Source organism: Phyllobacterium sp. LjRoot231, from assembly GCF_964253365.1.
Taxonomy (GTDB): domain Bacteria; phylum Pseudomonadota; class Alphaproteobacteria; order Rhizobiales; family Rhizobiaceae; genus Phyllobacterium.
The window spans coordinates 824,790-851,294 of the sequence record NZ_CAXUQT020000001.1; the positions used below are offsets into that span (position 1 = coordinate 824,790).

General features: G+C 55.2%; 30 protein-coding genes. 14 read left to right on the forward strand and 16 right to left on the reverse strand.

Annotated elements, in window-relative coordinates; translation table 11 throughout:
* Positions 1 to 43: 43 nt before the first annotated feature.
* Genes ACSQ3H_RS03890 through hisB form a run of 6 tightly spaced genes read right to left on the reverse strand, consistent with a single transcriptional unit; the run spans position 44 to position 3,663 of the window.
* Positions 44 to 367 carry a phosphoribosyl-ATP diphosphatase gene (locus ACSQ3H_RS03890; protein ID WP_436115824.1) on the reverse strand — a complete coding sequence of 108 codons (324 nt, stop codon included), beginning with the start codon at positions 365 to 367 and terminating at the stop codon, positions 44 to 46.
* The gene (gene hisF, locus ACSQ3H_RS03895) at positions 364 to 1,170 is read right to left on the reverse strand and encodes an imidazole glycerol phosphate synthase subunit HisF (RefSeq protein ID WP_436115825.1); all 807 of its coding nucleotides are present in this window, start codon (positions 1,168 to 1,170) and stop codon (positions 364 to 366) included. Before hisF ends, ACSQ3H_RS03890 begins: the two co-directional genes overlap by 4 nt.
* Entirely contained in the window at positions 1,167 to 1,910 is a 744-nt protein-coding gene (hisA, locus tag ACSQ3H_RS03900; RefSeq protein ID WP_436115826.1) for a 1-(5-phosphoribosyl)-5-[(5-phosphoribosylamino)methylideneamino]imidazole-4-carboxamide isomerase, read from the reverse strand. Before hisA ends, hisF begins: the two co-directional genes overlap by 4 nt.
* Entirely contained in the window at positions 1,907 to 2,557 is a 651-nt protein-coding gene (gene hisH / locus ACSQ3H_RS03905; protein WP_436115827.1) for an imidazole glycerol phosphate synthase subunit HisH, read from the reverse strand. Before hisH ends, hisA begins: the two co-directional genes overlap by 4 nt.
* Positions 2,558 to 2,559: 2 nt before the next feature.
* On the reverse strand, positions 2,560 to 3,051 hold the full coding sequence (locus ACSQ3H_RS03910) for a DUF2628 domain-containing protein (RefSeq protein WP_436115828.1): 492 nt from the start codon (positions 3,049 to 3,051) through the stop codon (positions 2,560 to 2,562).
* Between the two features lie 3 nt (positions 3,052 to 3,054).
* Complete coding sequence (gene hisB, locus ACSQ3H_RS03915) at positions 3,055 to 3,663, reverse strand: imidazoleglycerol-phosphate dehydratase HisB (protein WP_436115829.1); 609 nt, start codon at positions 3,661 to 3,663, stop codon at positions 3,055 to 3,057.
* A 203-nt stretch (positions 3,664 to 3,866) separates the two neighbouring features.
* Here hisB and hslV point away from each other — a divergent pair, with 203 nt between their 5' ends.
* From hslV to ACSQ3H_RS03940, 5 genes are all read left to right on the forward strand, one after another.
* Positions 3,867 to 4,421 (forward strand): ATP-dependent protease subunit HslV, encoded by a 555-nt coding sequence (gene hslV / locus ACSQ3H_RS03920; RefSeq protein ID WP_436115830.1) that lies wholly within the window; start codon positions 3,867 to 3,869, stop codon positions 4,419 to 4,421.
* Positions 4,411 to 4,959: a GNAT family N-acetyltransferase gene (locus ACSQ3H_RS03925; protein WP_436115831.1), complete on the forward strand. Its 549-nt coding sequence runs from the start codon at positions 4,411 to 4,413 to the stop codon at positions 4,957 to 4,959. Before hslV ends, ACSQ3H_RS03925 begins: the two co-directional genes overlap by 11 nt.
* A complete protein-coding gene (gene hslU / locus ACSQ3H_RS03930; protein ID WP_436115832.1) occupies positions 4,956 to 6,263 on the forward strand; it encodes an ATP-dependent protease ATPase subunit HslU in 1,308 nt (435 codons plus the stop codon). The genes ACSQ3H_RS03925 and hslU overlap by 4 nt, the downstream gene beginning before the upstream one ends.
* Before the next feature lie 102 nt (positions 6,264 to 6,365).
* On the forward strand, positions 6,366 to 6,785 hold the full coding sequence (locus tag ACSQ3H_RS03935) for a lysozyme inhibitor LprI family protein (protein WP_436115833.1): 420 nt from the start codon (positions 6,366 to 6,368) through the stop codon (positions 6,783 to 6,785).
* 90 nt (positions 6,786 to 6,875) lie between these two features.
* Positions 6,876 to 7,844, forward strand: a complete 969-nt coding sequence (locus tag ACSQ3H_RS03940) for a DUF1402 family protein (RefSeq protein WP_436115834.1) — start codon at positions 6,876 to 6,878, stop codon at positions 7,842 to 7,844.
* Here ACSQ3H_RS03940 and ACSQ3H_RS03945 read toward each other — a convergent pair.
* Genes ACSQ3H_RS03945 through ACSQ3H_RS03960 form a run of 4 tightly spaced genes read right to left on the reverse strand, consistent with a single transcriptional unit; the run spans position 7,841 to position 10,567 of the window.
* Positions 7,841 to 8,212: a helix-turn-helix domain-containing protein gene (locus ACSQ3H_RS03945; RefSeq protein ID WP_436115835.1), complete on the reverse strand. Its 372-nt coding sequence runs from the start codon at positions 8,210 to 8,212 to the stop codon at positions 7,841 to 7,843. The two genes, ACSQ3H_RS03940 and ACSQ3H_RS03945, sit on opposite strands and share 4 nt — an antisense overlap.
* Entirely contained in the window at positions 8,209 to 8,757 is a 549-nt protein-coding gene (locus tag ACSQ3H_RS03950) for a Smr/MutS family protein (RefSeq protein WP_436115836.1), read from the reverse strand. The genes ACSQ3H_RS03945 and ACSQ3H_RS03950 overlap by 4 nt, the downstream gene beginning before the upstream one ends.
* Complete coding sequence (gene mltA, locus ACSQ3H_RS03955; protein ID WP_436115837.1) at positions 8,754 to 9,848, reverse strand: murein transglycosylase A; 1,095 nt, start codon at positions 9,846 to 9,848, stop codon at positions 8,754 to 8,756. Before mltA ends, ACSQ3H_RS03950 begins: the two co-directional genes overlap by 4 nt.
* 23 nt (positions 9,849 to 9,871) lie before the next feature.
* Positions 9,872 to 10,567 carry a Tim44/TimA family putative adaptor protein gene (locus tag ACSQ3H_RS03960; protein ID WP_436119342.1) on the reverse strand — a complete coding sequence of 232 codons (696 nt, stop codon included), beginning with the start codon at positions 10,565 to 10,567 and terminating at the stop codon, positions 9,872 to 9,874.
* Between the two features lie 177 nt (positions 10,568 to 10,744).
* Here ACSQ3H_RS03960 and ACSQ3H_RS03965 point away from each other — a divergent pair, with 177 nt between their 5' ends.
* Together ACSQ3H_RS03965 and secB are read left to right on the forward strand one after the other, a co-directional pair.
* Positions 10,745 to 11,227 carry an FxsA family protein gene (locus ACSQ3H_RS03965; RefSeq protein ID WP_436115838.1) on the forward strand — a complete coding sequence of 161 codons (483 nt, stop codon included), beginning with the start codon at positions 10,745 to 10,747 and terminating at the stop codon, positions 11,225 to 11,227.
* A gap of 128 nt (positions 11,228 to 11,355) precedes the next feature.
* Positions 11,356 to 11,862: a protein-export chaperone SecB gene (gene secB, locus ACSQ3H_RS03970; RefSeq protein WP_436115839.1), complete on the forward strand. Its 507-nt coding sequence runs from the start codon at positions 11,356 to 11,358 to the stop codon at positions 11,860 to 11,862.
* A 55-nt stretch (positions 11,863 to 11,917) separates the two neighbouring features.
* Here the strand turns inward: secB and dnaQ are convergent, their stop codons facing one another.
* The 5 genes from dnaQ to ACSQ3H_RS03995 are packed head-to-tail and all read right to left on the reverse strand — an operon-like array spanning position 11,918 to position 15,578.
* Positions 11,918 to 12,625 carry a DNA polymerase III subunit epsilon gene (dnaQ, locus tag ACSQ3H_RS03975; protein ID WP_436115840.1) on the reverse strand — a complete coding sequence of 236 codons (708 nt, stop codon included), beginning with the start codon at positions 12,623 to 12,625 and terminating at the stop codon, positions 11,918 to 11,920.
* Positions 12,626 to 12,681: 56 nt separating this feature from the next.
* Complete coding sequence (gene coaE / locus ACSQ3H_RS03980) at positions 12,682 to 13,275, reverse strand: dephospho-CoA kinase (protein ID WP_436115841.1); 594 nt, start codon at positions 13,273 to 13,275, stop codon at positions 12,682 to 12,684.
* Positions 13,272 to 14,129, reverse strand: a complete 858-nt coding sequence (locus tag ACSQ3H_RS03985) for a shikimate dehydrogenase (protein WP_436115842.1) — start codon at positions 14,127 to 14,129, stop codon at positions 13,272 to 13,274. The genes coaE and ACSQ3H_RS03985 overlap by 4 nt, the downstream gene beginning before the upstream one ends.
* Positions 14,122 to 14,715, reverse strand: a complete 594-nt coding sequence (locus tag ACSQ3H_RS03990; protein ID WP_436115843.1) for a Maf-like protein — start codon at positions 14,713 to 14,715, stop codon at positions 14,122 to 14,124. Before ACSQ3H_RS03990 ends, ACSQ3H_RS03985 begins: the two co-directional genes overlap by 8 nt.
* A gap of 29 nt (positions 14,716 to 14,744) precedes the next feature.
* A complete protein-coding gene (locus ACSQ3H_RS03995) occupies positions 14,745 to 15,578 on the reverse strand; it encodes a pyruvate, water dikinase regulatory protein (protein ID WP_436115844.1) in 834 nt (277 codons plus the stop codon).
* Positions 15,579 to 15,979: 401 nt separating this feature from the next.
* On the opposite strand from ACSQ3H_RS03995, the gene hemE reads away from it, so the two are divergent.
* The 3 genes from hemE to rho all read left to right on the forward strand — a co-directional run bounded on the left by hemE (position 15,980) and on the right by rho (position 19,039).
* On the forward strand, positions 15,980 to 17,011 hold the full coding sequence (hemE, locus tag ACSQ3H_RS04000; RefSeq protein ID WP_436115845.1) for a uroporphyrinogen decarboxylase: 1,032 nt from the start codon (positions 15,980 to 15,982) through the stop codon (positions 17,009 to 17,011).
* Positions 17,012 to 17,036: 25 nt separating this feature from the next.
* Entirely contained in the window at positions 17,037 to 17,576 is a 540-nt protein-coding gene (gene hemJ, locus ACSQ3H_RS04005) for a protoporphyrinogen oxidase HemJ (protein WP_436115846.1), read from the forward strand.
* 197 nt (positions 17,577 to 17,773) lie between these two features.
* On the forward strand, positions 17,774 to 19,039 hold the full coding sequence (rho, locus tag ACSQ3H_RS04010; RefSeq protein WP_106714794.1) for a transcription termination factor Rho: 1,266 nt from the start codon (positions 17,774 to 17,776) through the stop codon (positions 19,037 to 19,039).
* Between the two features lie 3 nt (positions 19,040 to 19,042).
* Here rho and ACSQ3H_RS04015 read toward each other — a convergent pair whose 3' ends face one another.
* Positions 19,043 to 21,049 carry a thioredoxin domain-containing protein gene (locus ACSQ3H_RS04015; protein WP_436115847.1) on the reverse strand — a complete coding sequence of 669 codons (2,007 nt, stop codon included), beginning with the start codon at positions 21,047 to 21,049 and terminating at the stop codon, positions 19,043 to 19,045.
* Between the two features lie 73 nt (positions 21,050 to 21,122).
* Here ACSQ3H_RS04015 and mnmE point away from each other — a divergent pair, with 73 nt between their 5' ends.
* The 4 genes from mnmE (at position 21,123) to ACSQ3H_RS04035 (ending at position 26,496) form a co-directional block, all read left to right on the forward strand.
* On the forward strand, positions 21,123 to 22,457 hold the full coding sequence (gene mnmE, locus ACSQ3H_RS04020) for a tRNA uridine-5-carboxymethylaminomethyl(34) synthesis GTPase MnmE (RefSeq protein ID WP_436115848.1): 1,335 nt from the start codon (positions 21,123 to 21,125) through the stop codon (positions 22,455 to 22,457).
* A gap of 684 nt (positions 22,458 to 23,141) precedes the next feature.
* Positions 23,142 to 25,007 (forward strand): tRNA uridine-5-carboxymethylaminomethyl(34) synthesis enzyme MnmG, encoded by a 1,866-nt coding sequence (gene mnmG, locus ACSQ3H_RS04025; RefSeq protein ID WP_436115849.1) that lies wholly within the window; start codon positions 23,142 to 23,144, stop codon positions 25,005 to 25,007.
* Positions 25,004 to 25,648, forward strand: coding sequence for a 16S rRNA (guanine(527)-N(7))-methyltransferase RsmG (gene rsmG, locus ACSQ3H_RS04030; protein ID WP_436115850.1), 645 nt, complete (start codon positions 25,004 to 25,006; stop codon positions 25,646 to 25,648). The genes mnmG and rsmG overlap by 4 nt, the downstream gene beginning before the upstream one ends.
* A 53-nt stretch (positions 25,649 to 25,701) precedes the next feature.
* Entirely contained in the window at positions 25,702 to 26,496 is a 795-nt protein-coding gene (locus ACSQ3H_RS04035) for a ParA family protein (RefSeq protein ID WP_436115851.1), read from the forward strand.
* Positions 26,497 to 26,505: the final 9 nt, after the last annotated feature.

Below are 26,505 nucleotides of genomic sequence, written 5' to 3' on the forward strand. Positions count from 1 at the left end.
CCTTTGGCCGTCTGCCGTTCGATCGCCGGTGGCTTAAACATGGTCAGTCATGTCCACGCGCGGCTTTTTCTTCGAGGCCGGTCTGCGCCGTCCGCCGGTCGAGCTCCTCGAGCACTTCCTCGAGCTTTATGTCGGAAATGCCGAGAACGACCAACAGATGATAGAGCAAATCGGCACTTTCCGAAATAACGCCTTGCTTGTCGCCTGAGACGGCGGCAATGACGGTTTCCACTGCCTCTTCCCCCAGCTTCTGGCTGGCCTTGCCTATTCCCTTGGCATAAAGGCTGGCGGTATAGGATTTGGCGTCTGCTGACGTGGCGCGTTCTGCCACGATGCGTTCGAGATCGGCAAGGGTGAATGCGGTCATTTCGAACCCCCGGCATTTAAACGGACAGGATCGAGGCGCATCGGAATACCCGCCGCCGCCATGTGGGCTTTCGCCTCACTGATCGTGTAGGTGCCAAAGTGAAAAATCGATGCAGCCAGTACTGCCGAAGCGTGGCCTTCGAGAATGCCCTCGACCATGTGATCGAGATTGCCGACGCCGCCGGAGGCGATGACAGGCACGCGAACCGCATCCGCAATAGCGCGCGTCACCGGAATATCATAGCCGATCTTCGAGCCATCGCGATCCATCGAGGTCAGGAGAATTTCGCCTGCGCCAAGGTCGACGACCTTGCGAGCGAATTCGACTGCATCGATGCCTGTTTGCCGTCTTCCGCCGTGGGTAAAAATCTCCCAGCGATCGGCCTCACCCTCGCGTGACACCTTCTTGGCGTCAATGGCGACGACAATGCACTGGTTGCCAAATTTGTCGGCAGCCTCGGCGATGAAGTCGGGATTGTCCACGGCTGCTGTGTTGATCGATACCTTATCGGCACCCGCCAGCAGCAGTTTGCGAATATCGGCAACGGTTCGCACGCCGCCGCCAACCGTCAGCGGCATGAAGCATTGCTCGGCGGTGCGGGCTACCACATCGAAGATCGTTTCGCGATTGTCCGAGGAAGCCGTGATGTCGAGGAAACAGAGCTCATCTGCCCCCGCCGCATCATAGGCCTTCGCCGCCTCCACTGGGTCACCGGCATCGATGAGATCGACGAAGTTGACGCCCTTGACGACGCGTCCATCCTTGACGTCGAGACAGGGTATGACACGGGCTTTCAGGGTCATGCGGCGTGCTCCCTTGCTTCGCGAAGCACCTGAAGCGCTTCCGCCGGATCTATGCGCCCGTCATAGAGCGCGCGGCCGGAAATCGCGCCTTCAAGCTTCTGCGCGTCGGGCATGGTCATACGGACGATATCGGCAATGGAAGCAAGGCCACCCGAAGCAATGACTGGAATGGAAATAGCCTCGGCCAGTTGCAGCGTCGACTCCCAATTGATGCCCGTGAGAACGCCGTCGCGATCGATATCCGTATAGACTATCGCGGCGACGCCAGCGCCTTCGAATTTCTTTGCCAGTTCGATGACGCCAAGCGTCGAGGCTTCCGCCCAGCCTTCGACGGCAACCTTGCCGCCCTTGGCGTCGATGCCGACCGCGACCTTGCCCGGGAAGCGTTTGCAGGCTTCGATCACCAACGCCGGATCGCGTACGGCGACAGTGCCAAGGATGACCCGCGACAGACCCTTCGTCAGCCAGTTCTCAATGTGCTCGAGGGTACGGATACCCCCACCGAGTTGTATCGGATTTTTCGTGGCTTTGAGAATTGCCTCAACGGCAGCGCCATTGACCGACTGACCAGCGAAGGCGCCATTCAGATCGACCACATGCAGCCACCCGAAACCCTGATCTTCGAAGGCTTTGGCTTGTGCTGCAGGATCGGCATTATAAACCGTCGCCTGATCCATATCACCAAGCTTCAGCCGCACGCACTGGCCGTCTTTCAAATCGATTGCTGGAAAAAGGATCACGGATTCCACCTCAGGAAATTAGCGATGAGAGCCAGGCCAAGAGCTTGGCTCTTTTCGGGGTGAAACTGCGTCCCCGCCATATTGTCATTGGACACAGCAGCAGTGATAGTCCCACCGTAGTCGGTGACAGCCAATACATCATTCTCGATTTCCGCATCGAGGAAATACGAATGAACGAAATAGGCATGGAGCCCTTTTGGACCGGTCTCGATCCCATCAAACAGGGGATGCGGACGCGTGAGGCGGATAGTATTCCAGCCGATCTGCGGAATTTTCAGCGCCGGGTCTGACGGCACCATTTCGCGGACATCGCCTTTGATCCAGTCAAAGCCCGTCGAAATGGTCTTTTCCAGGCCGCGTGTCGACATCAATTGCATACCAACGCAAATGCCGAGGAACGGCCGCGCTTTCTCGACAGCGACTTCATGAATTGCTTCAACCATGCCCTCAACAGCATGGAGGCCGCGGCGGCAATCGGCATAGGCACCCACACCCGGCAGAACGATGCGATCAGCCGTACGTACCCGGTCCGCATCGGCTGTCAGATCAATAGCCGCGTCGATGCCGCTTTCCCGTGCAGCACGCTCGAAAGCCTTGGTCGCCGAACGGAGATTGCCCGAGCCGTAGTCTATAATTGCAACGCGCATGCTCAATTGTCTCCGCGATGGCTGACAAGCCCAACCATGCCGCCGAGCGCCGGCTTATGGCTGACCTGTAGCGAAGCTGCCGCCGCCGGTCGGGAACTCGCCGAAACTTTCTGTGCCCTGGAAATGAAATTCTCACCGAGAAACCGGGCGGTTTCGGCATCATCTGCATTGCGGGCATCGACAACACCAAGCTGATCCAAGCCGCGCCGTTCCAGTGCCGCGATACGCCAATTATTGCCTTCGAAGCCCACGAGGAGTGAAAGCAGCGCGGTGACAAACCCGGCCATATCTTGGTGACCAGTGTAAGACCCCACACCGGAAATCATGACCATCAGTCCGAAGACGGCTGCTGCTTCGAACCACAGCCGATGCACCAGCAGCCATGGAACCGTGAAGATAAACGCGAGAAAGGCAAACCCGTCTCTTACAAAAACGGTTTTGTCATCGTCACGCCGGCCGTCCAGCTGCGGTGCCAACACGATGAAACTGGCCATATTTCAGCCCTTCAAAGTACCCTTGGTGGACGGAATAGCATCCTTCTGCCGCGGATCGGTTTCTATGGCGTGCCGTAACGTGCGCGCAACTGCCTTGAAGCAGGTCTCGGCAATATGGTGGTTGTTCGCACCATAGAGGTTCGACACGTGCAAGGTGATTCCAGCATTCTGTGCCAGTGCCTGAAAGAACTCACGCACCAGTTCCGTATCGAACGTGCCGATCTTCGCGGCGGAAAACTCAACCTGCCAGATGAGAAAGGGACGTCCCGAGATATCGAGTGCGGCGCGCGTCAGCGTCTCGTCCATGGCGAGATCGAGGGACGCATAGCGGTTGATGCCGCGGCGATCACCCAGCGCCTTGGCAATAGCCTGGCCGATGGCGATACCGGTATCTTCTACAGTGTGGTGATCATCGATATGCAGGTCACCCTTGGCTTTGATATCCATGTCGATCAGTGAATGGCGGGAGAGCTGCTCCAGCATATGATCAAAGAAGCCGATGCCGGTGGAAACGTCGAACGCGCCGGTTCCATCCAGATTGACCGAGACGGCAATGCTGGTTTCCTTGGTTGTCCGCTCGATCTTGGCGTTACGTGTATTGACGCTTGTCATTGCTGTTTCCCGCCACATGGGTCTTGGATGTAGGCTTTAATTGAGGCCTTCTAAAACACGAATGGCGAATCTCCAAATGCTTTGATGGCGCAGCTATCGACGGTCATTTGCAATTCTGCGAGCGCTTCATACATAAGTGGAACAGAAGGGGTTCGATCTGCTGCCATTTGGGGCATAATCGGACCTGCTTGAAGGAGAATCGAATGCAAGAACACAACCCCTCCACCATGTATGGAACCACCATCGTCACCATTCGCAAGAATGGCAAGGTGGTCATTGCCGGCGACGGACAGGTCAGCCTTGGCAATACGGTCATGAAAGGCAACGCACGCAAGGTGCGCCGCATCGGCAAAGGCAATGTTATCGCCGGTTTCGCCGGTGCCACCGCCGACGCCTTCACCTTGCTCGAGCGGCTTGAAGGTAAGCTCGAACAATATCCGGATCAGCTGATGCGTGCGTGCGTCGAACTCGCGAAGGACTGGCGTACCGATCGATACCTGCGTCGTCTCGAAGCTATGATGCTTGTCGCCGACAAGTCCGTCACGCTGGCACTTACCGGCAATGGCGATGTGCTTGAACCTGAACACGGTATGATGGCTATCGGTTCCGGTGGCAATTACGCTTTGGCTGCGGCTCGCGCTCTCGCGGATACGGACATGAGCGCCGAGGAGATCGCCCGCCGCGCCATGCAGATCGCCGCCGATATCTGCATTTATACGAACACGAGCGTTACGCTTGAGAGTCTCGATGCCGAATGAGCCCATCTATCGCTACCGCTTCATTCCAGTGGAGCCCCGCCATCTGAACATGATTTCTGAATGGCTGGCGGAGCCGCATGTGGCGAAATGGTGGGGCGGAGCCGCGGAAGAAGAAATGGCAATCATCACGGAACATTTGGATAGCGTGTCAGTCGAGCCATTCATCATCATGCTTGGCGATGAAGCGATCGGTTATTTGCAAACCTATGATCCGCATCTGGAAGATGATCACCCCTATCAGGATCAACCGACGGGCACGCTCGGGCTCGACCAATTCATCGGTGAGCCCGATTTGATCGGCCAAGGTCACCGTCCTCGGCTGCTCGATGAGTTCGTGTCGCTGCTTTTCGAAGAGGGCGTGCCTCGCGTGATCGTCGATCCGGATCCAGCGAATAAGCACGCCATCAAGGCATATGAAAAGGCGGGTTTCGTTGCTTTCGACACCCGCACATCGATTTATGGTCCTGCCCTTTTGATGGCGCGGGACAATCCCGAACAATGGCCCGAAGAAGGGCAAGCTGAAACGAGATTACAATGACAACATTTTCCCCCCGCGAGATCGTCTCTGAACTCGACCGCTACATTATCGGCCAGAACGACGCGAAACGTGCGGTCGCCATCGCCCTTCGCAATCGCTGGCGCCGCCAGCAGCTCGAAGGCCAGATGCGCGAAGAGGTGATGCCAAAGAATATTCTGATGATCGGACCCACAGGCGTCGGCAAGACGGAAATCTCCCGCCGGCTTGCCAAGCTTGCCGGGGCACCGTTCATCAAAGTCGAAGCAACCAAGTTCACCGAAGTCGGTTATGTCGGCCGCGATGTCGAACAAATCATCCGAGATCTCGTCGAAGTCGCCATCGGACTTGTCCGTGAAAAGAAGCGCGAAGAGGTCAAGGCAAAGGCGCATGTCAATGCCGAAGAACGCGTCCTTGACGCATTGGTCGGCAAAACCGCCAGCCCGGCAACGCGCGACAGTTTTCGCAAAAAACTGCGTGACGGACTCATCGACGACAAAGAGATCGAGGTGGAGATTGCCGACACCGGATCGGGAATGCCGAATTTCGAACTGCCGGGCATGCCCGGCGCCAATATTGGCGTGCTCAATCTCAGCGACATGCTGGGCAAGGCCATGGGCGGACGCACCAAGACGGTGAAGACAACCGTCAAGGAATCCTATTCGGTCTTGATCAATGACGAGTCTGACAAGCTTCTCGACCAGGATCAGATCACTCTGGAAGCACTGCGTTCGGCCGAGGACGACGGCATCGTCTTTCTTGACGAGATCGACAAGATCGCTGCACGCGATGGTGGCGTGGGCGCCGGTGTTTCACGCGAAGGCGTACAACGCGATCTGCTGCCTCTGGTGGAGGGAACGACCGTCGCGACCAAATACGGTCCGATCAAGACCGACCATATACTGTTCATCGCGTCGGGTGCGTTTCATGTTTCGAAGCCATCTGATCTTCTGCCGGAATTGCAGGGACGATTGCCAATCCGTGTTGAACTGAGCGCTCTGACGCGCGATGACATGCGTCGCATCTTGACCGAGCCGGAAGCCAGCCTGATCAAGCAATATATTGCGCTGCTGGCGACGGAAGAAGTCAAGCTCAACATTACCGACGATGCAATCGACGCCTTGGCTGACATTGCCGTCGATCTGAACTCGACGGTGGAGAATATCGGTGCACGGCGCCTGCAGACGGTCATGGAACGGGTGCTCGATGACATTTCCTTCAATGCACCTGACAAATCTGGCGCCGAACACACGATAGACGCCAAATATGTGCGGGAAACTGTCGGAGACCTTGCCAAGAATGCCGATCTCTCACGGTTCATATTGTAGAGCGAACCGAGGCCCTCGATTAACCAGAACGGAAATCCAGGCACTGACAATTGCCTGGATTTTTCGTTTAATAGCGCGAATCACACCAATCGGAGTATTCCCATGCGTGTTTCGCCAACTCTCCTTCTACTGACTGTCCTTATCGCCAGTCCAAGCGGAACGCTGGCGAATGCAGCCGAATCCTGCGACACGGGCAGCAGCAGTCAAGCCGACCTGAATGAGTGCTACGGCAACGCTTACAAAAAGTCCGATGGGGAATTGAATGCCCTCTACAAGCAGATCACGGCGCGTTTGAAGGACGATGCGGCGACAACCAAACTATTGGTTGCGGCCCAAAAAGCCTGGGTTGCATTTCGCGATGCCGAGTGCAATTTCTCGACGTCAGGAAGCGCCCAAGGCAGCATCTACCCCATGACCCAGGCGATATGCCTTGATGGTCTGACAAGCAGGCGGATCGATGATTTGAAATCCTATCTCAAATGCGAGGAAGGTGATTTAAGCTGTCCGGTACCGGCGAAATAAAAATCCGCATCGCAGGAATTAAGAGGTTTTTCTGGCTTTCAGTTCGGCAAGGCGTTATTCGGAATGCCCTATCTGAATTCTGGACTGATAATGAAGCGCCACCTGATCCTTTTCGCGACGAGTTGTCTTCTCGTATTATCTGCAGTTTTGCAACCGGCGGTCGCTGTAACGCTGGTTCCCGAAGGCAACCGTAATGCGAGCCAGCCGGGTGTTCCAGCCGCCTCCGCCAAGCGGACACGCGAATTGAATACCACTTACGAAGCGAAATATCAGAAGATCTATAGTCTCTTGAAAACCGACTCCAAACTGCGATCAAAGATTGCTAGTGTTGCGCGGACCTATGGTATCGATCCCGTTCACATCGTTGGCGCACTTGTTGGCGAGCACACCTATAATGTCGATGCCTATGACCGGCTCCAGACCTACTACGTCAAAGCAATTTCCTATGTGCAGCAAGGCCTGAGCTTCGATTATCAGGGCGAGACAATCGGCGATTTCGTCAAACGCCCGCAATTTTCCGCCTGCACACAGTTCAAGGACAGTTTACGCCTTTGGACCTGCCGCGAGGATATCTGGGAAGAGGAATTCCGCGGCAAATCTGTCGGCGGCAAGCGTTTCCCTAACAATCGTTTCAGTGCAGTGTTTTTCCAGCCATTCTACGCGGGCCAGAGTTTTGGTCTGGGCCAGCTCAGCCCGTTGATCGCGCTGCAGATGACCGACATGGTCAACCGTTATTCAGGCCTGCCGAAACTCGATGCCGACCACGCGGCTGATGTCTATAAGACGATTATGGATCCGGACTTGACGCTGCCCTATATGGCTGCAACGTTGAAACATTCGATCGATGTCTACCGCCGCGTTGCCGATTTCGATATTTCGAAGAATCCAGGCATCACCGCGACCCTCTACAATACAGGTGGCGCCGACAGCCGCGCCCGCGCGCTGGCCGATTCCAACGCGGCGCGTATCGCCAACGGTGAACAACCGCAGCTGCCGGAAGAGAATTATTACGGCTGGCTGGTCAACGACAAAATCGACCAGTTACGAGCCCTTTTCTAGCGTTTTCGCTTTTCCGGCGCTGACTCCAGCTTGCGGATTAACAGTCGGGTGGTTTCTTCGTCGAGATCACCAATCTTTGTGGCAAGAACATTGGCGAGTTCCGTCGCGGCGGGTGAAAGACCCCCTGTATCGATGATGATGCGCGGGTGCGAGATCATTGCCAGCCGTTGCAGCTCCTCGGCTTCATCCCAGATGATATTGAAATACTGGATGATGCGCTGCAGTTTGTCCCAGGTCGGCTGACCGCGCCGGCCGTGTTCGAGGGCCGACAGATAGGCAGCGGATACACCTATCGCCTTGGCCATGTCCTTTTGTGAGATGCCACGTTCGGCGCGCAGATCGCGCAGTTTTTCGCCGAATGGCGTCATGGTGCCTCCCGGCGCATGCGCACGTAGATCGCGCCCGTTCCACCATGATTGCGCGCAGCATCTTCATAGCCATTAACCAGGATGCGAAACGACGGGGTCGTGAACCAGATGGGCACCGCCTGCCGCAACACGCCATCTCCCCCCCTGGACGAACCCTTGCCTGTGATGACCAGCACATGGCGCAGCTTGCGTAGATGTGCGCGCTGCAGGAAACCGAGGAGCAAGCCATAGGCTTCGCTTTGAGTAAGGCCGTGCAAGTCAATCCTGGCTTCGATGACAACCCGGCCCTTTGCAATTTTCTTGTGCGTTGGACGATCGATCGGGTGCAGGCGAGGTGCAGGCGCTGGCTTTGCCAATGCTGCAGCGGCGACCGGTCTCGGGTTTTCCTGTGCTGATGGATGGATCGAAAGCTGCTCCTTCGTTTCATCAATCAGAAAAGTGGGCTTCTCCTTGCCCTTGAGCGGGCGGGCGGTCTTGGCTACCGTTTCCCAGAGGATCCGGTCCTCCAGGGTGGCGAACTCATCCTTTGCGGCCTTTTTCTTCATCGCTCAGCCAAAAGAGCACGCGGAACCAGCGCATAGAAGTCGGCCTTATGGCGAATACCGCCAGCGATTTCACCTGCCGCGTCCCCGGAACCGGCAAAGAGGTCGCCGCGTGCCGGGCCAACTATGGCCGATCCAGTATCCTGAGCAATCATCAACCTTGCAAAGCGCTCACCGCCAAAAGCCTTTAGCTCGTGGGCATGGATATAAAATGGCGTACCGAATGTGTGTAGCAACCGGTCAACGGCAAGCGACCGCCCCCCGGTAAGGGGAACCTTCGCCGCAGCGATCGGGCCAAGCGACTCGTCTTGGACCTCTGCCTCACGAAAGAAAATATAGGAGCGGTTGTTCCACATCAGCGCCTGCGTCTTGTGCGGATGATCGGCAAGCCAGGCACGGATTGACTGCATCGACATGTTTTCCGGCGCAACCTCGCCGCTTTCGAGCAGTATCTTGCCAATGCCGGTGAAACGATGCCCGGTCTTCGCCGCATAGGTGATGCGTCGCAGGCGCCCGTCGGTCATCTTTAATCGCGCAGCGCCTTGCACGTGAATGAAGAAAGCGTCGACCTGGCTTTCAACATAAGCGATTTCCAGTCCTCGGCCATCAAGCGCCCCGCTTTCGATGGCTGGCCGATCGAAATACTCGACGAGGCCCGTCGGAGTTTGTCGGGCAAAAGCAAAATAGGGATCGAACCCGTCAGGTCGATTATTGTCGTCGATATCGACAAGGTCCGCGGGACGGCGCAGGAATGGGACAGTAAACCGGTCGGTGCGAACTGGCGAGGCGATGACTTCCGGTTCATAGAAACCGGTAACGAAGCCATCAGCATCGGTGTTGACTATATGGGCCGGACGGAACCATTTTTCGAAAAACGCCCGCGCAGCCCGATCGGATTCGACGATTGTTTCACGTGAATCAGCAAAAATCGGTGCAAGTGCCTCGAAACTGATGCCGAGCGAACCGGATTTGTAAGGCTTTTCTCGAACCCGTTCTGCTGAACGAACGAAAGCACGAAAGGCGTCCAGTTGCTGGTCAGTCTGCCAACCGGGGCAGTCAGCGAAATCCACCGGTTTGAACAGGGGCGACAGCATGGCTTCTACGTCTCAATCGCTGATCAATCTTCGGCTTCAGTCGCGACCAGCTTCCAGTTCGGATCTTTCGAGCGGGTATCGCGGGCGAAGGTCCACACATCCTTGACCTCTGCAACCGCTTCCCTGTCACCGTCGATCACGACGCCATCCTTGTCGAGCGTCGCGGAAATCAGCTCGCTGATGATGCGCACTGTGACATGAGACTCGGTGCCCTTCATTTCCGCACCGATGATTTCCGCCTTGTTGATGCCGACGAAAGATGATTGCACCTTTTCGCCGCGCGATTCGCGATCTGCAATGGCAGAGACGAAACCATCGAAGACTTCGCGCGACAGCAGAGATTTGAGCGTCTTGCGGTCACCATCGGCAAAGGACATGACGATCATCTCATAGGCCATTTTTGAGCCTTCGAGGAACTTCACTGGGTCAAATGACGAATCGGCATTCTGGATGGCGCGCAGGCCGTCATTCAGCGGCGTACCCGGCTTGGAAACTGCATCGATTTTTTCGAAGCTGTTTTCCTTCACGTCGCCGCGGCGTGGCAAGGAAACGACATTGTCACCGGGTTTGTTCTTGTCATCGACTTCAGCTGTGCGTGTGTAGGGATTGAACGGCGGGCGTTCACTGCCAGTGCGGCGACCAAGGACTTTTCGCAGCTGCAGGAAAATCACCACCGCTGCCACGAAGAAAAAAATCGTTCCGAAGTCCAGATATTCCATGTCGCCTGCCATTCGTCCTAATGTTCGTTTACGGCTTTCAATCTTTGTCGAAATACCGAAAACATATAGATTGCCAAGCGCAATCATACAAATTCTCTTCACGCTATCCTATATAGGCATGAAATTGACACCGGCTATGGATAATATCCGGATATGTCCTTTGAAAGGTAAATTAGTTTGCGATCTCTTGTGTCCCTGTTCGTTCTGGCTTTGCCATTTCTTGAAATCGCCGGTTTCATCGTGGTCGGCAGCAAGATCGGTGTTTTGGCGACACTCGGTCTGATAATCCTGTCGATTTTCCTGGGTGTCTTCCTGTTGCGCCTTCAAGGCTTTGGCCTGATCCAGAAAATCCGTGAAGAAACAGCCGCTGGCCGCACACCAAAACGCGAGTTGGTTCATGGTGTCATGCTGGTTTTCGCGGCATTCCTGCTGATCATACCTGGATTCATCACCGACATTATCGGCCTGCTGCTGTTCATCCCGGCTGTTCGTGACTTCGGCTGGCGTTGCATCAGCGATCGTGTGGTCGTCGTCAATTCCAGGGGACGCGACCCCGGTCGCCCCGACACATCGCGTGTCAAGGACCGGGTCATCGAACTCGATCCGGAAGATTACTCGAGCAAGCCTGATCCGGACTCGCCCTGGAACCCGAAACAGTAGGATTCGGCAAAACTATTGAACGATAGGACTAGCGCTAGCGCCTTGCCTCGCTGAGGCACACATGCTAGCCACCCTGCATTCATTCGATAGCCGCTAAAGCGGACGCAACAGAAGAAGGTTTCCAGACAATGGCTCAAAAGCCTGATGAAAAGGCCGAGAACGGCAACGAAGCGACAAATGGCAACGGTTCCGTTCAGCAGCAGACGCTGAATATTCTGGCGCAATATGTCAAGGACCTTTCCTTCGAAAGCCCTGGCGCTCCCTTGTCATTGCGTCCGCGCGAAAATGCGCCCGGCATCAGCATCAATGTCAATGTCAATGCCAATCCGATCGCAGAAAACGATTTCGATGTGGTTCTGACCCTTTCGGCCAAGGCAGTGGAAGGCAAGGATGTCCTGTTCAATGCTGAACTCGTCTATGGCGGCGTTTTCCGGCTTGTCGGTTTCCCGCAGGAGCACCTGTTGCCGCTGCTGTTTATCGAATGTCCGCGCCTCCTGTTCCCGTTCGCCCGCCAGATCATTGCAGAAGCCACACGCAATGGCGGCTTCCCGCCGCTGATGATCGACCCGATCGATTTCGCGCAAATGTTCCAGCAGCGCATGGCCGAAGAACAGGCCAAGGCCAAAGTCAGCTGAGCTGGACTTTTTATCAAAGAGATGAAAGCCCGGGCTCTTGCCCGGGTTTTTTCATTCAAGCAACAAAGGCTCTACGTTCATTCCAGATGGCCTTGTCGCCAATCTTTTCCACCAGCTTCGCGTGAGCTGATTTCTCAGCCTCGGTTAAACGAGGTTGAAGCGGTATTGGCCGCCGGGCGATAATAATCGCACTCGCGTCGCCGGACTGCTGATTATTTGTCTGTTCGGCAACAGTCAGGCCGAGAGCGGTCTGTTTGCCGCCGATCAGCTCGATATAAACTTCGGCGAGAAGCTGCGAATCCAGTAGAGCGCCGTGCATTGTGCGGTGGCTGTTGTCGATACCATAGCGGCGGCAGAGGGCATCGAGCGAATTCGGCCCCATAGGATGTTTCCGCCGTGCCAATGCCAAAGTATCCACGACGCGATCGTTGTGGATTGGCGGATGACCGAGGCGATTGAGCTCCGCATTGATAAAGCCCATGTCGAACGTAGCATTGTGAGCAATCAGCTTCGCGCCGTCGATAAAGTCGAGAAAGTCATGGAGTATCCCGGCGAACAGCGGCTTGTCGGCGAGCTTGTCATTGCTGATACCGTGCACGGCCAGCGCATCGGGATGAATGGTTTTGCCTTCGGGATTGATAAAGACATGAAACGTCCGGCCTGTAGGGAACCGGTTGATGAGTTCGACACCACCGATCTCGATGACACGGTCATCAAGCCGGTCGAGACCCGTCGTTTCTGTATCGAATATGATTTCGCGCATGAATCCACCTTTAGTCAATTGATCCATTGATGCAAGGGAGGGCAGACGCCTCGAGGCTACTGGTTGGGTATATCCACCAGCGAATGGATTATCTTGCGCACTTCGGCTCTGGTAACTTCAAAATCATGACGCGTGTCGATGATAAAATCTGCCCGGGCCCGCTTTTCCGCATCCGGTGTCTGGCGCGCCAAAATGGCGTCGAGCTTGGCCGGTGTCATGCCGGGACGGTCGAGAACCCGTTTGCGCTGGACATCCTCGGGTGCCGTAACGACGAGTATTTTGTCTACCCGCGCATCGCCGCCGGTCTCGAAAAGCAGAGGAATATCGAGGATGATCAGTTTTGCGGCATGTGATCGCGCATTTTCGCGAAACTTATCTTCCTCGGCGCGTACCAGAGGATGGATTATCGACTCGAGCTTTTTTAGCGCCTCCGGCTTTCCCATGACCGCCGCCGATAACTTTGTGCGGTCAACCTTGCCGTTTATGGTCGTTCCGGGGAATGCAGCTTCGATCAATGGAGCCGCTGCACCAGAATAAAGCTGGTGCACGGTTTCGTCGGCGGAATAGACCGGGATGTTCTCATCGATGAACATCTTGGCTGCCGTCGATTTACCCATGCCGATCGAACCGGTAAGGCCAAGCACGATCATTTCGATTGTCCGCTTGCAGCAGATTTGTTCATGTCTGTCAGAATGAGTGCGCGCAGTTCCGGCGTGACTTCTGGCCTCACACCGAACCAGTGTTCGAAACCGGGTACGGCCTGATGCAACAGCATGCCAAGACCGTCCACGGTTTTCAACCTGCGCTTACGCGCCGCCTTCAACAGTGGTGTTTCCAGCGGGACGTAGACAATGTCCGTCACGAGTGCCTCACGATTGGCTGTCGATAGATCAACGGTCAGATCGTCCTTGCCTTCCATACCCAGCGAAGTCGTGTTGACAATGAATGTGGCGTCTTGCAGCAATTCGGGAATTGCCCGCCAAGCATGGGCGCTGACAGCAGGACCAAAGCGATCCGCAAGTTCCTGCGCTCGTTCTAAAGTACGGTTGACGATACGGATTTCATCAAATCCCCGCTGCTTCAGTGCATAGACGACGGCACGACTGGCACCCCCTGCACCCAGAACAAGTGCCGTTTTCCGGCTATCCCAGCCGGGACTAAGCGCATCGAGATTAGCGAGGAAACCGTAGGCATCGGTATTGCCACCCCACAATGCCCCGTCCTCAAACCACAAGGTGTTAACGGCGCCGATGTCCTCAGCGGCAGTATCGCGTTTGTTGCACAAGGCAAACGCCATCTCTTTATGCGGAATCGTGATGTTACCTCCCGCATAGCCATTGCGCTGCAGGCTGTTAATGAAATCAGCAAATCCTTCCGGCGCGATCTCGATGGCCTCATACGAGCCTTCCAGTCCATGCTCCTTCAGCCAATGACCGTGGATCAGTGGTGAGCGTGAATGGCGAATGGGGAATCCCGTAACAAACGCCTTTGGATGGTCAGCCATCGATCGCGCCTTCCCGCCGAAGTTCAGCAAGCAGTGGTAAAAGCGGCAGACCAACAATAGTGAAATAGTCGCCATCCACTTTTTCGAACAGCTGAACGCCCTCCCCCTCGAATTGATAGGCACCGACACTCTGCAGCGCGATATCGCCGACGCGCGACAGATATCTGCCGATAAAACCGGGATCGAGATCACGCAGCGTCATACGGGCGACAGATACATGCCGCCAGATCGTTTCGCCACCTTTTGCGAGGACAACCGCACTGTTGAGATGATGGATTTCTCCAGACAATTTCAACAATTGCCGGCGAGCGGCCTCCATGTCTCCAGCCTTGTGCAGGACCTCATCGCCCAAGGACAGGGTCTGATCAGAACCGATGACCAGTGCGGAAGGATTGCGCTCGCTGACATCAAGAGCTTTTGCCTCGGCCAGAACGAGAGCAACATCTTCCGGCGTTGCGCCGCTATTGTACAATGGTGCCTCCACAGCACGTTCATCGATGCCCGCCGACTGCGTGGTGAAGGCGACACCAGCGTTTTTCAACAGCATCGCGCGGAACGGGCTTTTGGAGGCGAGAATGATATCCATGTTCGTTTCTCCCTTGAACGGCGATTGCGTTACCGCCCCTGCGAACGCAGGGCAAGAACCGCTGCCGCGGTTTCTTCGATAGACCGGCGAGAAACATCGATCATCGGCCAATTGTGCCGATGGCAAATTTGCCGCGCATATGTGAGTTCTTCTATAATATTGGCCCGATCAAGGTAGTGATCGGCGTCGAAACTGAGTGCCGCACCGAGCACACGGTGCTGACGCACTTGTGAAATGCGTTCTGCTGAAGCGACCAATCCGACAATCAAGGGTCTTTCGGATTGCACGAGAACGTCGGGAATAGGCACCCCGATAACGATAGGAACATTGACCGTCTTGATGCCGCGATTAGCGAGGTAGATGCTGGTTGGCGTCTTCGACGTGCGCGAGATACCAATCAGTATGACATCCGCCTCTTCGATATCCGGCGGGAGCTGACCGTCATCATGTTCCATCGTAAAATTGAGCGCGTCGATCCGCCGGAAATACTCGGCATTGAGAACATGCTGGGCGCCTACACGACGTCCAGCCGGCGCACCGAGATAAGACTGGAAAAGTGTGAGGACCGGTTCGAGGACAGATACGCACGGAACGCCAATGGCCGCGCAACTGTCGTCGATCATCGCTGCGAGCCGTTGGTCAACGATCGTGTAAAGCACAATACCTGGCTCTGCATCGATGCCATCCAACACCTTTTTGATCTGCTTTTCGGTCCTTATCAGCGGATAAACATGCTCAATGGCCCGTGCATGGGCATATTGCGCCGCCGCGGCACGGCCTGCTGCGATGAGAGTCTCTCCGGTCGCATCAGAAATCATGTGGAGATGAAAGTAATTTACCGGTTTCGTCACAGAAATTTCCATGTCCTGTTGATGGCTGGGGACAAAATGCCGAAGCGTCAACAAGACATGGCAGCCATGTGAATTATTGGCAAGTCATCCACAGCGAGGCCCCCTGTGGGTGTTTTCACTGGCCATTCCGTCAATCTGTGGATTATTGCGACTTTTCGTCTGTTATTGCGCCAATTTCCACAGAGATATCCACATTCGATTATTATGTAAGATGTTGAAGTAATTATGGTTTTTCTACTATTTCCGCTATCAATACGAATCAGTCCGAGGTTTTCCTTTTTTAGTTCAGCGATTGTTCGCTGTGGGAAAATTCTGGCAATGTGATAATTCCCATTACAAACAGACTCTAAGAATCAGAAAAACCAATTAGATCTAAATTTCTTTTTTGTAAGGCAAGACCGGAGAGACCGACAATGGTTCGCAAAGTGATGAAAGTCCTTGGAGGCGAGACTGTCTTTCCTCCACCAATCTGGATGATGCGCCAAGCGGGACGCTATCTCCCCGAATACAGGGAGGTAAGAAAGAACGCAGGCAGCTTTCTAGACCTTTGCTATTCGCCGGATCTTGCCGTTGAAGTCACCATGCAGCCGATTCGTCGTTTTGGCTTCGACGCAGCAATCATGTTTTCCGATATTCTGGTTGTCCCGCATGCGCTCGGCCGCGATCTTCGCTTTGAAGAAGGGCGCGGTCCCCTTATGACCCCGATCGACAAGGATGGGATATTCTGGCTCGAGTCCAATGGCGCTGCTGATCGCCTGGAGCCGGTCTACGAGACAGTGCGGTTGTTACGGCAGCAGCTCCCTACCGAGACAACGCTGCTTGGCTTCTGCGGGGCGCCCTGGACGGTGGCGACCTATATGATTGCTGGACATGGCACACCGGATCAGGCGCCTGCAAGGCTTTTTGCCTATCGCGATCCCGAAGCATTCCAAAAACTGTTGGATGTACTCGCCGACGTGTCTGCCGAATACCTGATCCGTCAGATCAATGCTGGTGCCGATGCGGTGCAGATTTTCGATTCGTGGGCAGGCGTTCTCGACGAAGCCTGCTTCGAGCAATTCTGTGTGTTACCGGTTGCGCGCATTGTCAGAAAAGTTCGCGAAGTCCATCCGGACGTTCCGATCATCGGTTTCCCCAAGGGCGCGGGTGCGCTTTATATCAATTATCGGGAACGTACCGGTGTTACAGCGCTCGGATTGGATTGGTCGGTGCCGCTTTCCATGGCTTCTTCGCTGCAAGGCGGTGGTGCGGTTCAGGGCAATCTCGATCCCTTGCGAGTTGTTGCCGGCGGCAAGGCTCTGGATGAGGGCGTCGATGCTATTCTGGATGCGTTGGGCCACGGACCACTGATCTTCAACCTTGGTCATGGGATCACACCTGACGCGCCCGTATCTCATGTCGAGCAGATGGTAAGCCGCGTACGTCAGGCGACTGCGCGCAGCTGATGCCGGTCGCTGAAGGAAAGCAAATATGAATAATGTTAAACAGCCCGATGCGGAATCGAAGAAAATTCCGCTTCTGCCGAGATTGATCGCGGCAGCAGTAGCGATTTGCGCCATTGTGCTGGTTTTCCTGTACCCTGATAGGGCCTATCTATGGGTCAAGGCGCTTCATGTCATTGCTGTCATTTCGTGGATGGCCGGCATGCTCTATTTGCCGCGGCTCTTTGTCTATCACTGTGCTGCCGAAGCGGGTTCAGTCCAATCCGAGACGTTCAAATTGATGGAGCGACGTTTGCTGAAGGCGATCATCGAGCCTGCCATGGGTGTGACCTGGCTCGCTGGTCTGTGGCTCGCCTGGCAATCGGCGGCCTATATGGATGGATGGTTTCACGTGAAGTTTCTTGCTGTCCTCGTTCTTTCGGGCGTGCATGGGTATTTTTCCAAGGCCGTGCGGCTTTTTGCAGAGGACCGGAACGTGAAGACGGTCCGCTTCTGGCGCATGATGAACGAAGTGCCGACCGTGCTGATGATCGTTATCGTGATCATGGTCATCATAAAGCCATTTTGATCGATGATAAAAATTTTAGTCAGTGATCAATACCACTGATGAAATCTCTTGCCCTTATGGTCATGATTGGCTAGACAAGGGCCTCCTCTCCGGAAATACCGCCACAGCAATCTTCGGCCATTTTTAGTGGCACTGCATTCAGGCATCGTCATTTCCCTTTCCCATTTCACACCAATAGAATTAAGAGTTCCGCACACATGCAGGAAATGAAACTACAAGAACTCAAGAACAAGACCGCGGTTGACCTTCTCGCCTTCGCCGAATCGCTTGAAGTTGAAAACGCCAGCGTCATGCGCAAACAGGAATTAATGTTTGCGATCCTGAAAAAACTAGCCTCGCAGGAGGTGGAAATCATCGGCGAAGGTGTCGTCGAGATTTTGCAGGACGGATTTGGCTTCATGCGATCCGCCAATGCCAATTATCTCCCGGGTCCCGATGACATTTATATTTCACCGTCGCAGATTCGGCGTTTCTCGCTGAAGACAGGCGATACAGTAGAAGGTCCAATTCGCGGACCGAAGGAAGGTGAGCGTTATTTCGCCCTTCTGAAAGTCAACACCATCAATTTCGAAGATCCGGAAAAAATTCGTCACAAGATCCATTTCGACAATTTGACACCGCTCTATCCGAATGAGCGCTTCAAGATGGAACTGGAGAATCCTACCACCAAGGATCTTTCCGCGCGCGTTATCGATCTGGTCGCGCCGCTTGGTAAAGGTCAGCGTGGACTGATCGTTGCGCCGCCACGGACGGGTAAGACCGTGCTGTTGCAGAACATCGCCCATTCGATCACCGCCAACCATCCTGAATGCTATCTCATCGTGCTTCTGATCGACGAACGTCCGGAAGAAGTGACCGATATGCAGCGCTCCGTGAAGGGCGAAGTCGTGTCATCGACCTTCGATGAGCCGGCGTCGCGCCACGTCCAGGTTGCTGAAATGGTCATCGAGAAGGCGAAGCGCTTGGTTGAACATGGCCGTGATGTGGTTATCTTGCTCGATTCCATCACGCGTCTTGGCCGCGCGTACAATACGGTCGTGCCATCATCCGGCAAGGTCCTGACCGGTGGTGTCGACGCCAACGCGTTGCAGCGTCCGAAGCGTTTCTTCGGTGCGGCGCGTAATATCGAAGAAGGCGGCTCGCTGACGATTATCGCGACGGCGCTGATCGATACTGGCAGCCGCATGGATGAAGTCATCTTCGAAGAGTTCAAAGGTACGGGCAATTCGGAAATCGTGCTCGACCGCAAGGTTGCAGACAAGCGCATCTTCCCGTCTATGGATATTCTGAAATCCGGTACGCGTAAGGAAGATTTGCTTGTGCCCCGTCAGGATCTGCAGAAGATTTTCGTTCTGCGCCGCATCCTCGCTCCTATGGGCACAACCGACGCGATCGAGTTCCTTATCGACAAGCTCAAGCAGACCAAGACCAATGGCGAGTTCTTTGACTCGATGAATACATAAGGTCTAAGGTTTTGGCCGAAGCAGCGCTTCAAGCTCTTCGGCTGTCTCCACCGGCGCAAGACAGACAAACCCGCGGCACAAATAGGCTGCGGGTTTTTTTATTGTCACTTCGCCGCCACCAGGAACGAGTTCCATCTTTTCGCCTTTGCGAAACTCAATCCATATGTCGGTACGGCGCGGGTCAGGGGTGTGGTCCGCCAGTTTTACTAGTGGGTGGTTCCTGTCCGGCGCGACGATGACCAGTTTCATTGGCTCAAGCAGAAGGCTGGCGCTGTTGAAAACCCCAGCCTGGCCGTAACGCTGCTGAAGCACCCGGCCCAGCGCATTCTCAGCGGTGTGTTCCGCGTTCTGCCGAAGTTCCTCATCGCCCGTGACCGTCGCCAGCCGCGTCATCGCTTCGATGATCTGGCTGGTGGCACTGGGTATTGCCTCGTCCTGATCCCCGCGCACACGAATAATGACATCCGCGCTATCAGACGCGCTGAGAGCATAATTCCCGTCTTCGGTCTTGTGCCATCTATCCAGCATTGCCAGCCAATGCCGCGCATCCTCGATATATGCTTTCTCCTGCGTCGTCTGATAGAGCGACAGCGCCGCGTTGATCATCGCGGCATAGTCTGACGACAACCCGGGAAACAGTCGCGATTCACCAAGAACCGAGTGTGGAAGCCGACCGTCGACCATCGATTCGGATATGGAACGATAAGCCTTTAAGCCCAATTCCACCCAATCGAGCCGATCGAACGTGCTTCCAGCCTCCGCAAGCGTCCGGATCATCAAACCGTTCCAGTCCGTTAATGCCTTGTCATCACGGCCTGGACGAACGCGACCTTCCCGAAGGGCAGCGAGCGTTTGTCTTGCGTCAGCCAGTTGTTGTTCGACTTCAGGGTCCAAGCTATCGAGAGAATGCAGACGGTTTAGGATGGTCTTACCCTCCCAGTTGCCCCCCTTATGGACATCGTAGACTTGCCGGAAAGTCTGGAATTTTGGTTCATTGGGGATTTGGGCAGCCTCCCACACATAGAAGCGGCCCTCCTCCCCTTCGCTGTCGGCGTCAAGACTGGAGGCAAAGCGTCTGCCCACGATCATTTCTCGCTGCAGCCATCCGATCGTCTCTTCGATTCGGATACGGAACAATTCATCCCCAGTCTCGGCATAAGCATACGTCGCATGACGGATGAATTGTGCGTTGTCGTAAAGCATCTTTTCGAAGTGCGGCACCAGCCAACTGTCATCGACGGAATAGCGCGATAGTCCGCCGCCCAGGTGGTCGTAGATCCCGCCCTGCAGCATCATCTTCAGGCTGGTCAGAAACGCATCACGATGGGTTATTTCGCCGTTCCGCATCCAGGAAAGCCACAGGGCATCTATGAATGGTGCGTTTGGAAACTTCGGCGCACCGGATAGACCGCCTTTGGAAAGATCGGTCATCTCGTAAATATTGGCGGCAAACTGATCGAACAGGTTTTTATCGATTGGCGTTGAATCTGCCTGGGCATTGAGCCGCCCGCTAACGTGGTTGGTGACAAGATGAACATTCTGTTCAACGCGCAACCGGTCCTGATGCCACGCAGAGCTTATTGAGCGCAACACATCAAGGAAGCCGGGCCTGCCATACCGGGAGTGTTTGGGAAAGTATGTTCCTCCCCAGAAAGGCTTTGCCTCCGGCGTCAGGAAGATCGTCAGTGGCCAGCCACCCTGTTCGCCCATTGCACCAAGCGCTGCCATGTAGATCTGATCGATGTCGGGCCGCTCCTCACGATCGACTTTGACGTTGATGAATAGATCGTTCATCAAGGCGGCTACTTCGGCGTCCTCGAAACACTCATGCGCCATGACGTGGCACCAATGGCAGGCGGCGTAGCCGACGGATAGCAGAATGGGCTTTCCGGTCTCGCGAGCCTCCTCCAGAATGCGCTTGCCCCAAGGCCGCCAGTGGACGGGATTATCCGCATGTTGGCGTAGATAGGGGCTGGATTCGTGCCCAAGTAGATTGGCTTTCTCAAACATCGAAATGCTGACGCCCTTTTCGAATGAAACATGACGGTCTATCAAGGATCAATGTAGGCGTGGATTGAATGAAATGAAACAGAACCATGTTTTTGGCGATACGATTTTCGCCCTCTCCAGTGGTAGGCTTCCCTCCGGTGTGGCGGTTATGCGCATCTCGGGGCCGCAGACTCGATTCGTTATCGAAACGATATCCGGTGGTCTTCCCGAGCCGCGGTTTGCGGGTCTTCGGTCGCTCAGGGACTTGGATGCCAGTCTCATAGATCGCGGTCTGGTACTGTTCTTCCCCGCTCCCGCGAGCTTTACTGGAGAAGATTGCGCTGAACTTCATCTTCATGGAGGCAGAGCCGTTGTGGATGCCGTGATGTCCGCTTTATACAAATGTCAAGGTTGCCGCATGGCTGAGGCAGGAGAGTTCACCCGCCGTGCCTTTGCCAACGGCAAATTCGACTTGACAGTGGCCGAGGGCCTTGCCGACCTGATAGCAGCCGAAACTGACAGCCAACGCAAGCTCGCATTGCAGATCTCCAGCGGAGCCCAAGCAAACCTTTATGCTTCCTGGCGGACTGAATTGATACGTGCGCGCGCCTTGATCGAAGCTGAGCTGGATTTTGCCGACGAATCCGATGTCCCGGGATCCGTATCTGATCAGGTCTGGCAGTCTATGCGCGAGCTGGCGAAACGCATAGGCAAACATGTGGCTGACGGAAAGCGCGGAGCCATGGTCCGTGACGGTTTTCGCGTGGTCATCGTTGGGGCACCGAATGCGGGTAAATCCAGCCTTCTCAACGCGCTAGCGGGGAGCGACGTTGCCATCGTATCTGACGAGCCTGGTACGACGCGAGACCTGATCGAGATAAAACTCGATTTGAACGGACTTCCCGTGTTGGTTACCGATACGGCTGGTTTGCGAGAAACCGAGGGCAAGGTTGAGAAGATTGGCATAGACCGGGCACGAGAACGGGCATCTGCAGCGGATTTGGTTCTCGCCCTAACCGATCTATCCGATCCCGTTGCGCCCGTCCTGAACGATGTTGAAGATAGCGCAATTCTTCGAGTTGGTACGAAATCGGATCTGGCCTCAGCTCCGGTTGCTGCCGGTTATGATCTGGTCATCTCGACGCGAACAGAGGAAGGACTCGACGAACTATTGAAGACGCTTGCACAACGGGCGGAACTCGCTGCGGGCAATCTCTCGGACCCGTTGCCTACTCGCCGCCGGCACATGGAACTTTTGGCTGAAACCTGTAAAGAGATCGGCGCTGCCATTCGCGAAGAGACGGCACCTTTGGAAGTTCGCGCTGAATTCCTGCGGCGCGCATCGCATTCGCTGGGCCGTATTACCGGAGATGTGGATGTCGAAGATATTCTGGACGTGGTGTTCTCGCAATTCTGTATCGGTAAATGATTCACGTGAAACATCCAGTCCGTGGATAACTTATTTGTGGACGGGAAGTTCGCCACTATGTTGAAGCTCTACAGCGCAGGTTTATCCTGGCTGCCAACCACCCTCATTCTGGGCCTGTCGAAGGGAGTGCAACCTTGCTGCCATCGCGCCTAACTCACTGGCAACAAAATAATCGTGGCTGTTTATCCACGTCCTCCAAACCTCGGTTATTCTAATCCGGTCCTTTCCATGGGGAACTGCTTCCGGAGCCGTTCGAAGTGGGGAGAGGATCGGCGCCTCCGATGGCGGGTAACGGACCCGTCGTCCGGGGAAGTTCTGTCCAAGGGTTCCCCTGCCGGTACTAAGGCCGGTGCGTGCTGGACGAGCACTGTGAGGGCGGCAGATTGGCTGGGCGCAGTCCTGGCCGCTGGCGTTTCCGACGCGGAACGGACGGGATCAAAAAACGCCGGACGGGCGGTCTTCGGATCGCATTACTTATCTACCAAGACGCGCTCCGACGACCGCCCGTCTTCCCACCACCATTCAATGGCCAGACGCGAAAGCGGGTGTGGCAACGGGCAGGTTCGCGACATTTGAGGGAACCTGGAATGTTTCACGTGAAACACTGTTTGTTGACTCGTACTTGACTCACGACGCGGTTTTGCCCATCAAGACGCAGATTCGAATCTCTGAAAGTTCTGGCACGTGGAAGACCTATTTGATGTCATCGTCATCGGTGGTGGTCATGCCGGCTGTGAAGCAGCGGCGGCGTCAGCACGCTTTGGTGCGAGGACGGCTCTGGTCACGCATCGCGCGGATACGATTGGCGTAATGTCCTGCAATCCCGCCATTGGGGGATTGGGTAAGGGTCATCTCGTCCGCGAGATTGACGCTCTCGATGGTTTGATGGCACGGGTTGCCGATGCAGCAGGCATCCAGTTTCGCTTGCTCAACCGGCGCAAGGGTCCAGCTGTTCGCGGACCGCGTACTCAAGCAGATAGAAAACTCTATCGCCTGGCGATGCAACAGGCCATTGCTGCGCAAGCAAATCTGACTGTCGTTGAAGGCGGCGCGAATGACCTTGTCATCGAAAATGGCAAGGTCACCGGTGTTCAGGTGATGGACGGCCGTGTGCTACCCTGCGCATCCGTAGTTCTGACTACGGGAACATTCCTGCGCGGTCTGATCCATATTGGCGAGAAGAAAATTCCTGCAGGGCGAATGGGTGAGGCCCCCGCTCTTGGTCTGTCCGACACGCTGGCAAAGCATGAGTTTGCGCTTGGGCGGCTTAAGACTGGAACGCCTCCCCGCCTCGATGGGCGTACTATTGATTGGCAAAGCCTGGACGTGCAATCCGCGGATGTGGATCCTTTGCCGTTTTCTCTCATGACGGATTCAATTCAAAATCTGCAAATCGATTGTGGGATCACGCGAACGACATTGCAGACCCATGCCATTATACGCGCCAATCTACATCGATCTGCGATGTATTCGGGTTCCATAGAAGGCATAGGCCCGCGTTACTGTCCGTCCGTCGAGGACAAGATCGTCAAGTTTGGCGACCGGGATGGACACCAGATATTTCTCGAGCCAGAAGGTCTCGATGACGACACTGTTTATCCGAACGGCATCTCCACCTCATTGCCTGAGGATGTTCAGCTCGATCTGCTGAAGACCATTCCAGGCTTGGAGCATGCAGTAATGCTGCAGCCGGGCTATGCCATCGAATATGATTTCATCGATCCCCGCGAGCTTGATCGAAGCTTGCAAACACGCCGTATTTCTGGCTTGTTCCTGGCGGGCCAGATCAATGGAACCACAGGCTACGAGGAAGCGGCGGCACAGGGTTTGCTCGCTGGGCTCAACGCTGCTCGCCTTGCCGCCGGTTCTGACCCCGTCATTATTCAGCGAACGGAAGCCTATATCGGGGTCATGGTGGATGATCTTACATCCCGTGGCGTAAGCGAACCCTATCGCATGTTTACATCCCGCGCGGAATTTCGGCTATCGCTCCGGGCGGACAATGCCGATGAACGATTGACGCCGATGGCCGAGCGACTGGGCGTTCTTGGTGCGGCACGCCGGGAACGCTTTGCTTCCCGGACGCGTGATCTCGATGCCGCCCGTGCGCTAGCAAAGAGCCTGACGATTACTCCAAATGCCGCAGCGCATTTCGATCTTCATCTGAACCAGGATGGCATCCGGCGCTCGGCCTATGACCTGTTGGCATTCCCGGATATTGATCTTGAGCGTATCAAGCAGATCTGGCCAGAGCTTGGTGAAATAGACGGTCGTGTTGCCGATGCGCTGGGAATCGAAGCGCAATATGCGGTTTATCTTGAACGGCAGAAAGCCGACGTGGCGGCCATGGAGCGCGAAGAATCCTTGCTGATTCCGCAGTCGATTGATTTTTCTGCAACATCCGGCCTATCGAACGAGCTAAAGCAAAAGCTGAAGCAGCGGCAGCCGCGTTCGATTGCTGAGGCGCAGCGCATTGACGGTATGACTCCGGCGGCTTTGGCGCTTATCATCACTCAGATACGCCGAACCACCACGCGGGACGTAGCGTGAGTTCTGACCGAGAAAAACGCCTGCAAGAAGTATTATCCCATGTTTCACGTGAAACAGTGGATAACCTGTGCGGTTTTGAAGAACTCTTTCGCAAATGGTCGACAGCCATCAACCTGGCATCACCCTCCACACTTGACCAGCTTTGGGAGCGACATATCGTTGACAGCGCTCAGCTTTTCGACATGGCACCAAACGCTTCAAAGTGGCTGGATTTGGGTTCTGGCGGTGGTTTTCCTGGTGTTGTTCTGGCAATACTGCTGAAAGAGCGATCGGGTGGCAGGATTGATCTGGTGGAAAGCAACGGGAAGAAGGCTGCGTTTTTGCGCACAGCCATTGGTCAATTCTCCGCTCCTGGAACTGTGCATGCTGCGCGAATCGATGCTGTATGGGCAAAAATACCCACACCGGAGATCATTACGGCTCGCGCGCTGGCGTCATTGAACGAGCTCTTTGCGCTTTCCGAACCTTGGATGAACGATGGCGCGACTGCTCTTTTTCAAAAAGGACGGGATTACCGCCGGGAAATTGAGGAAAGCCGTTACGACTGGTCGTTTGATCTGGTAGAACGTAGAAGTGTGGTCGACAAAGATTCTGTCGTGCTGCAGGTGAGCAATCTGCGACGAATGGATCCGAACCAGTAGATTTTGCAACCGTTTGATCGCCAATGATCGGCGTTTTGCCCAGGAAGCCAGTGATGAACAGCCAGACTCGCATCATTACCATTGCCAATCAAAAGGGCGGAGTGGGTAAAACCACGACTGCAATCAATCTCGCCACGGCTTTGGCCGCGATTGGTGAAAATGTGTTGATCGTCGATCTTGATCCGCAGGGTAATGCGAGCACGGGCCTTGGAATCGATCGAAAGAATCGGACAATCTCGTCCTACGACGTCTTGATGCAGACGGCCTCGATCGAGGACGCTGCTGTGCCGACGGCGGTTCCAAGTCTGTCGCTTATTCCGTCGACACTGGATCTTCTCGGTGTTGAAATGGAGATTTCCAACGCATCGGATCGCGCAACGCGGCTGCGAAAAGCATTTCGCGGCAACGCGATTGCCTCTCCGTTCACCTATATCTTGATCGACTGTCCGCCATCGCTCAATCTATTGACAATGAATGCGATGGCAGCGGCCGACTCGGTTCTGGTTCCTTTGCAATGTGAGTTCTTTGCGCTTGAGGGATTGAGCCAGCTTTTGGAAACTGTCAATCAGGTCAGGGCGGCGCTTAATCCTCGGCTGACGATCCAAGGTATAGTGCTGACCATGTTCGATGGGCGCAACAATCTTGCAACTCAGGTCGTCGATGATGTGCGCTCATTCATGGGCGATAAGGTTTACCGGACGGTCATTCCGCGCAATGTTCGGGTTTCTGAGGCGCCGTCCTATGGCATTCCCGCGATCCTATACGACCTGAAATGCGCGGGCAGCCAAGCTTATTTGCAACTCGCTTCCGAAGTGATTCAAAGAGAGCGGCATTTGCGCGCTGCGTGATCGATTCGA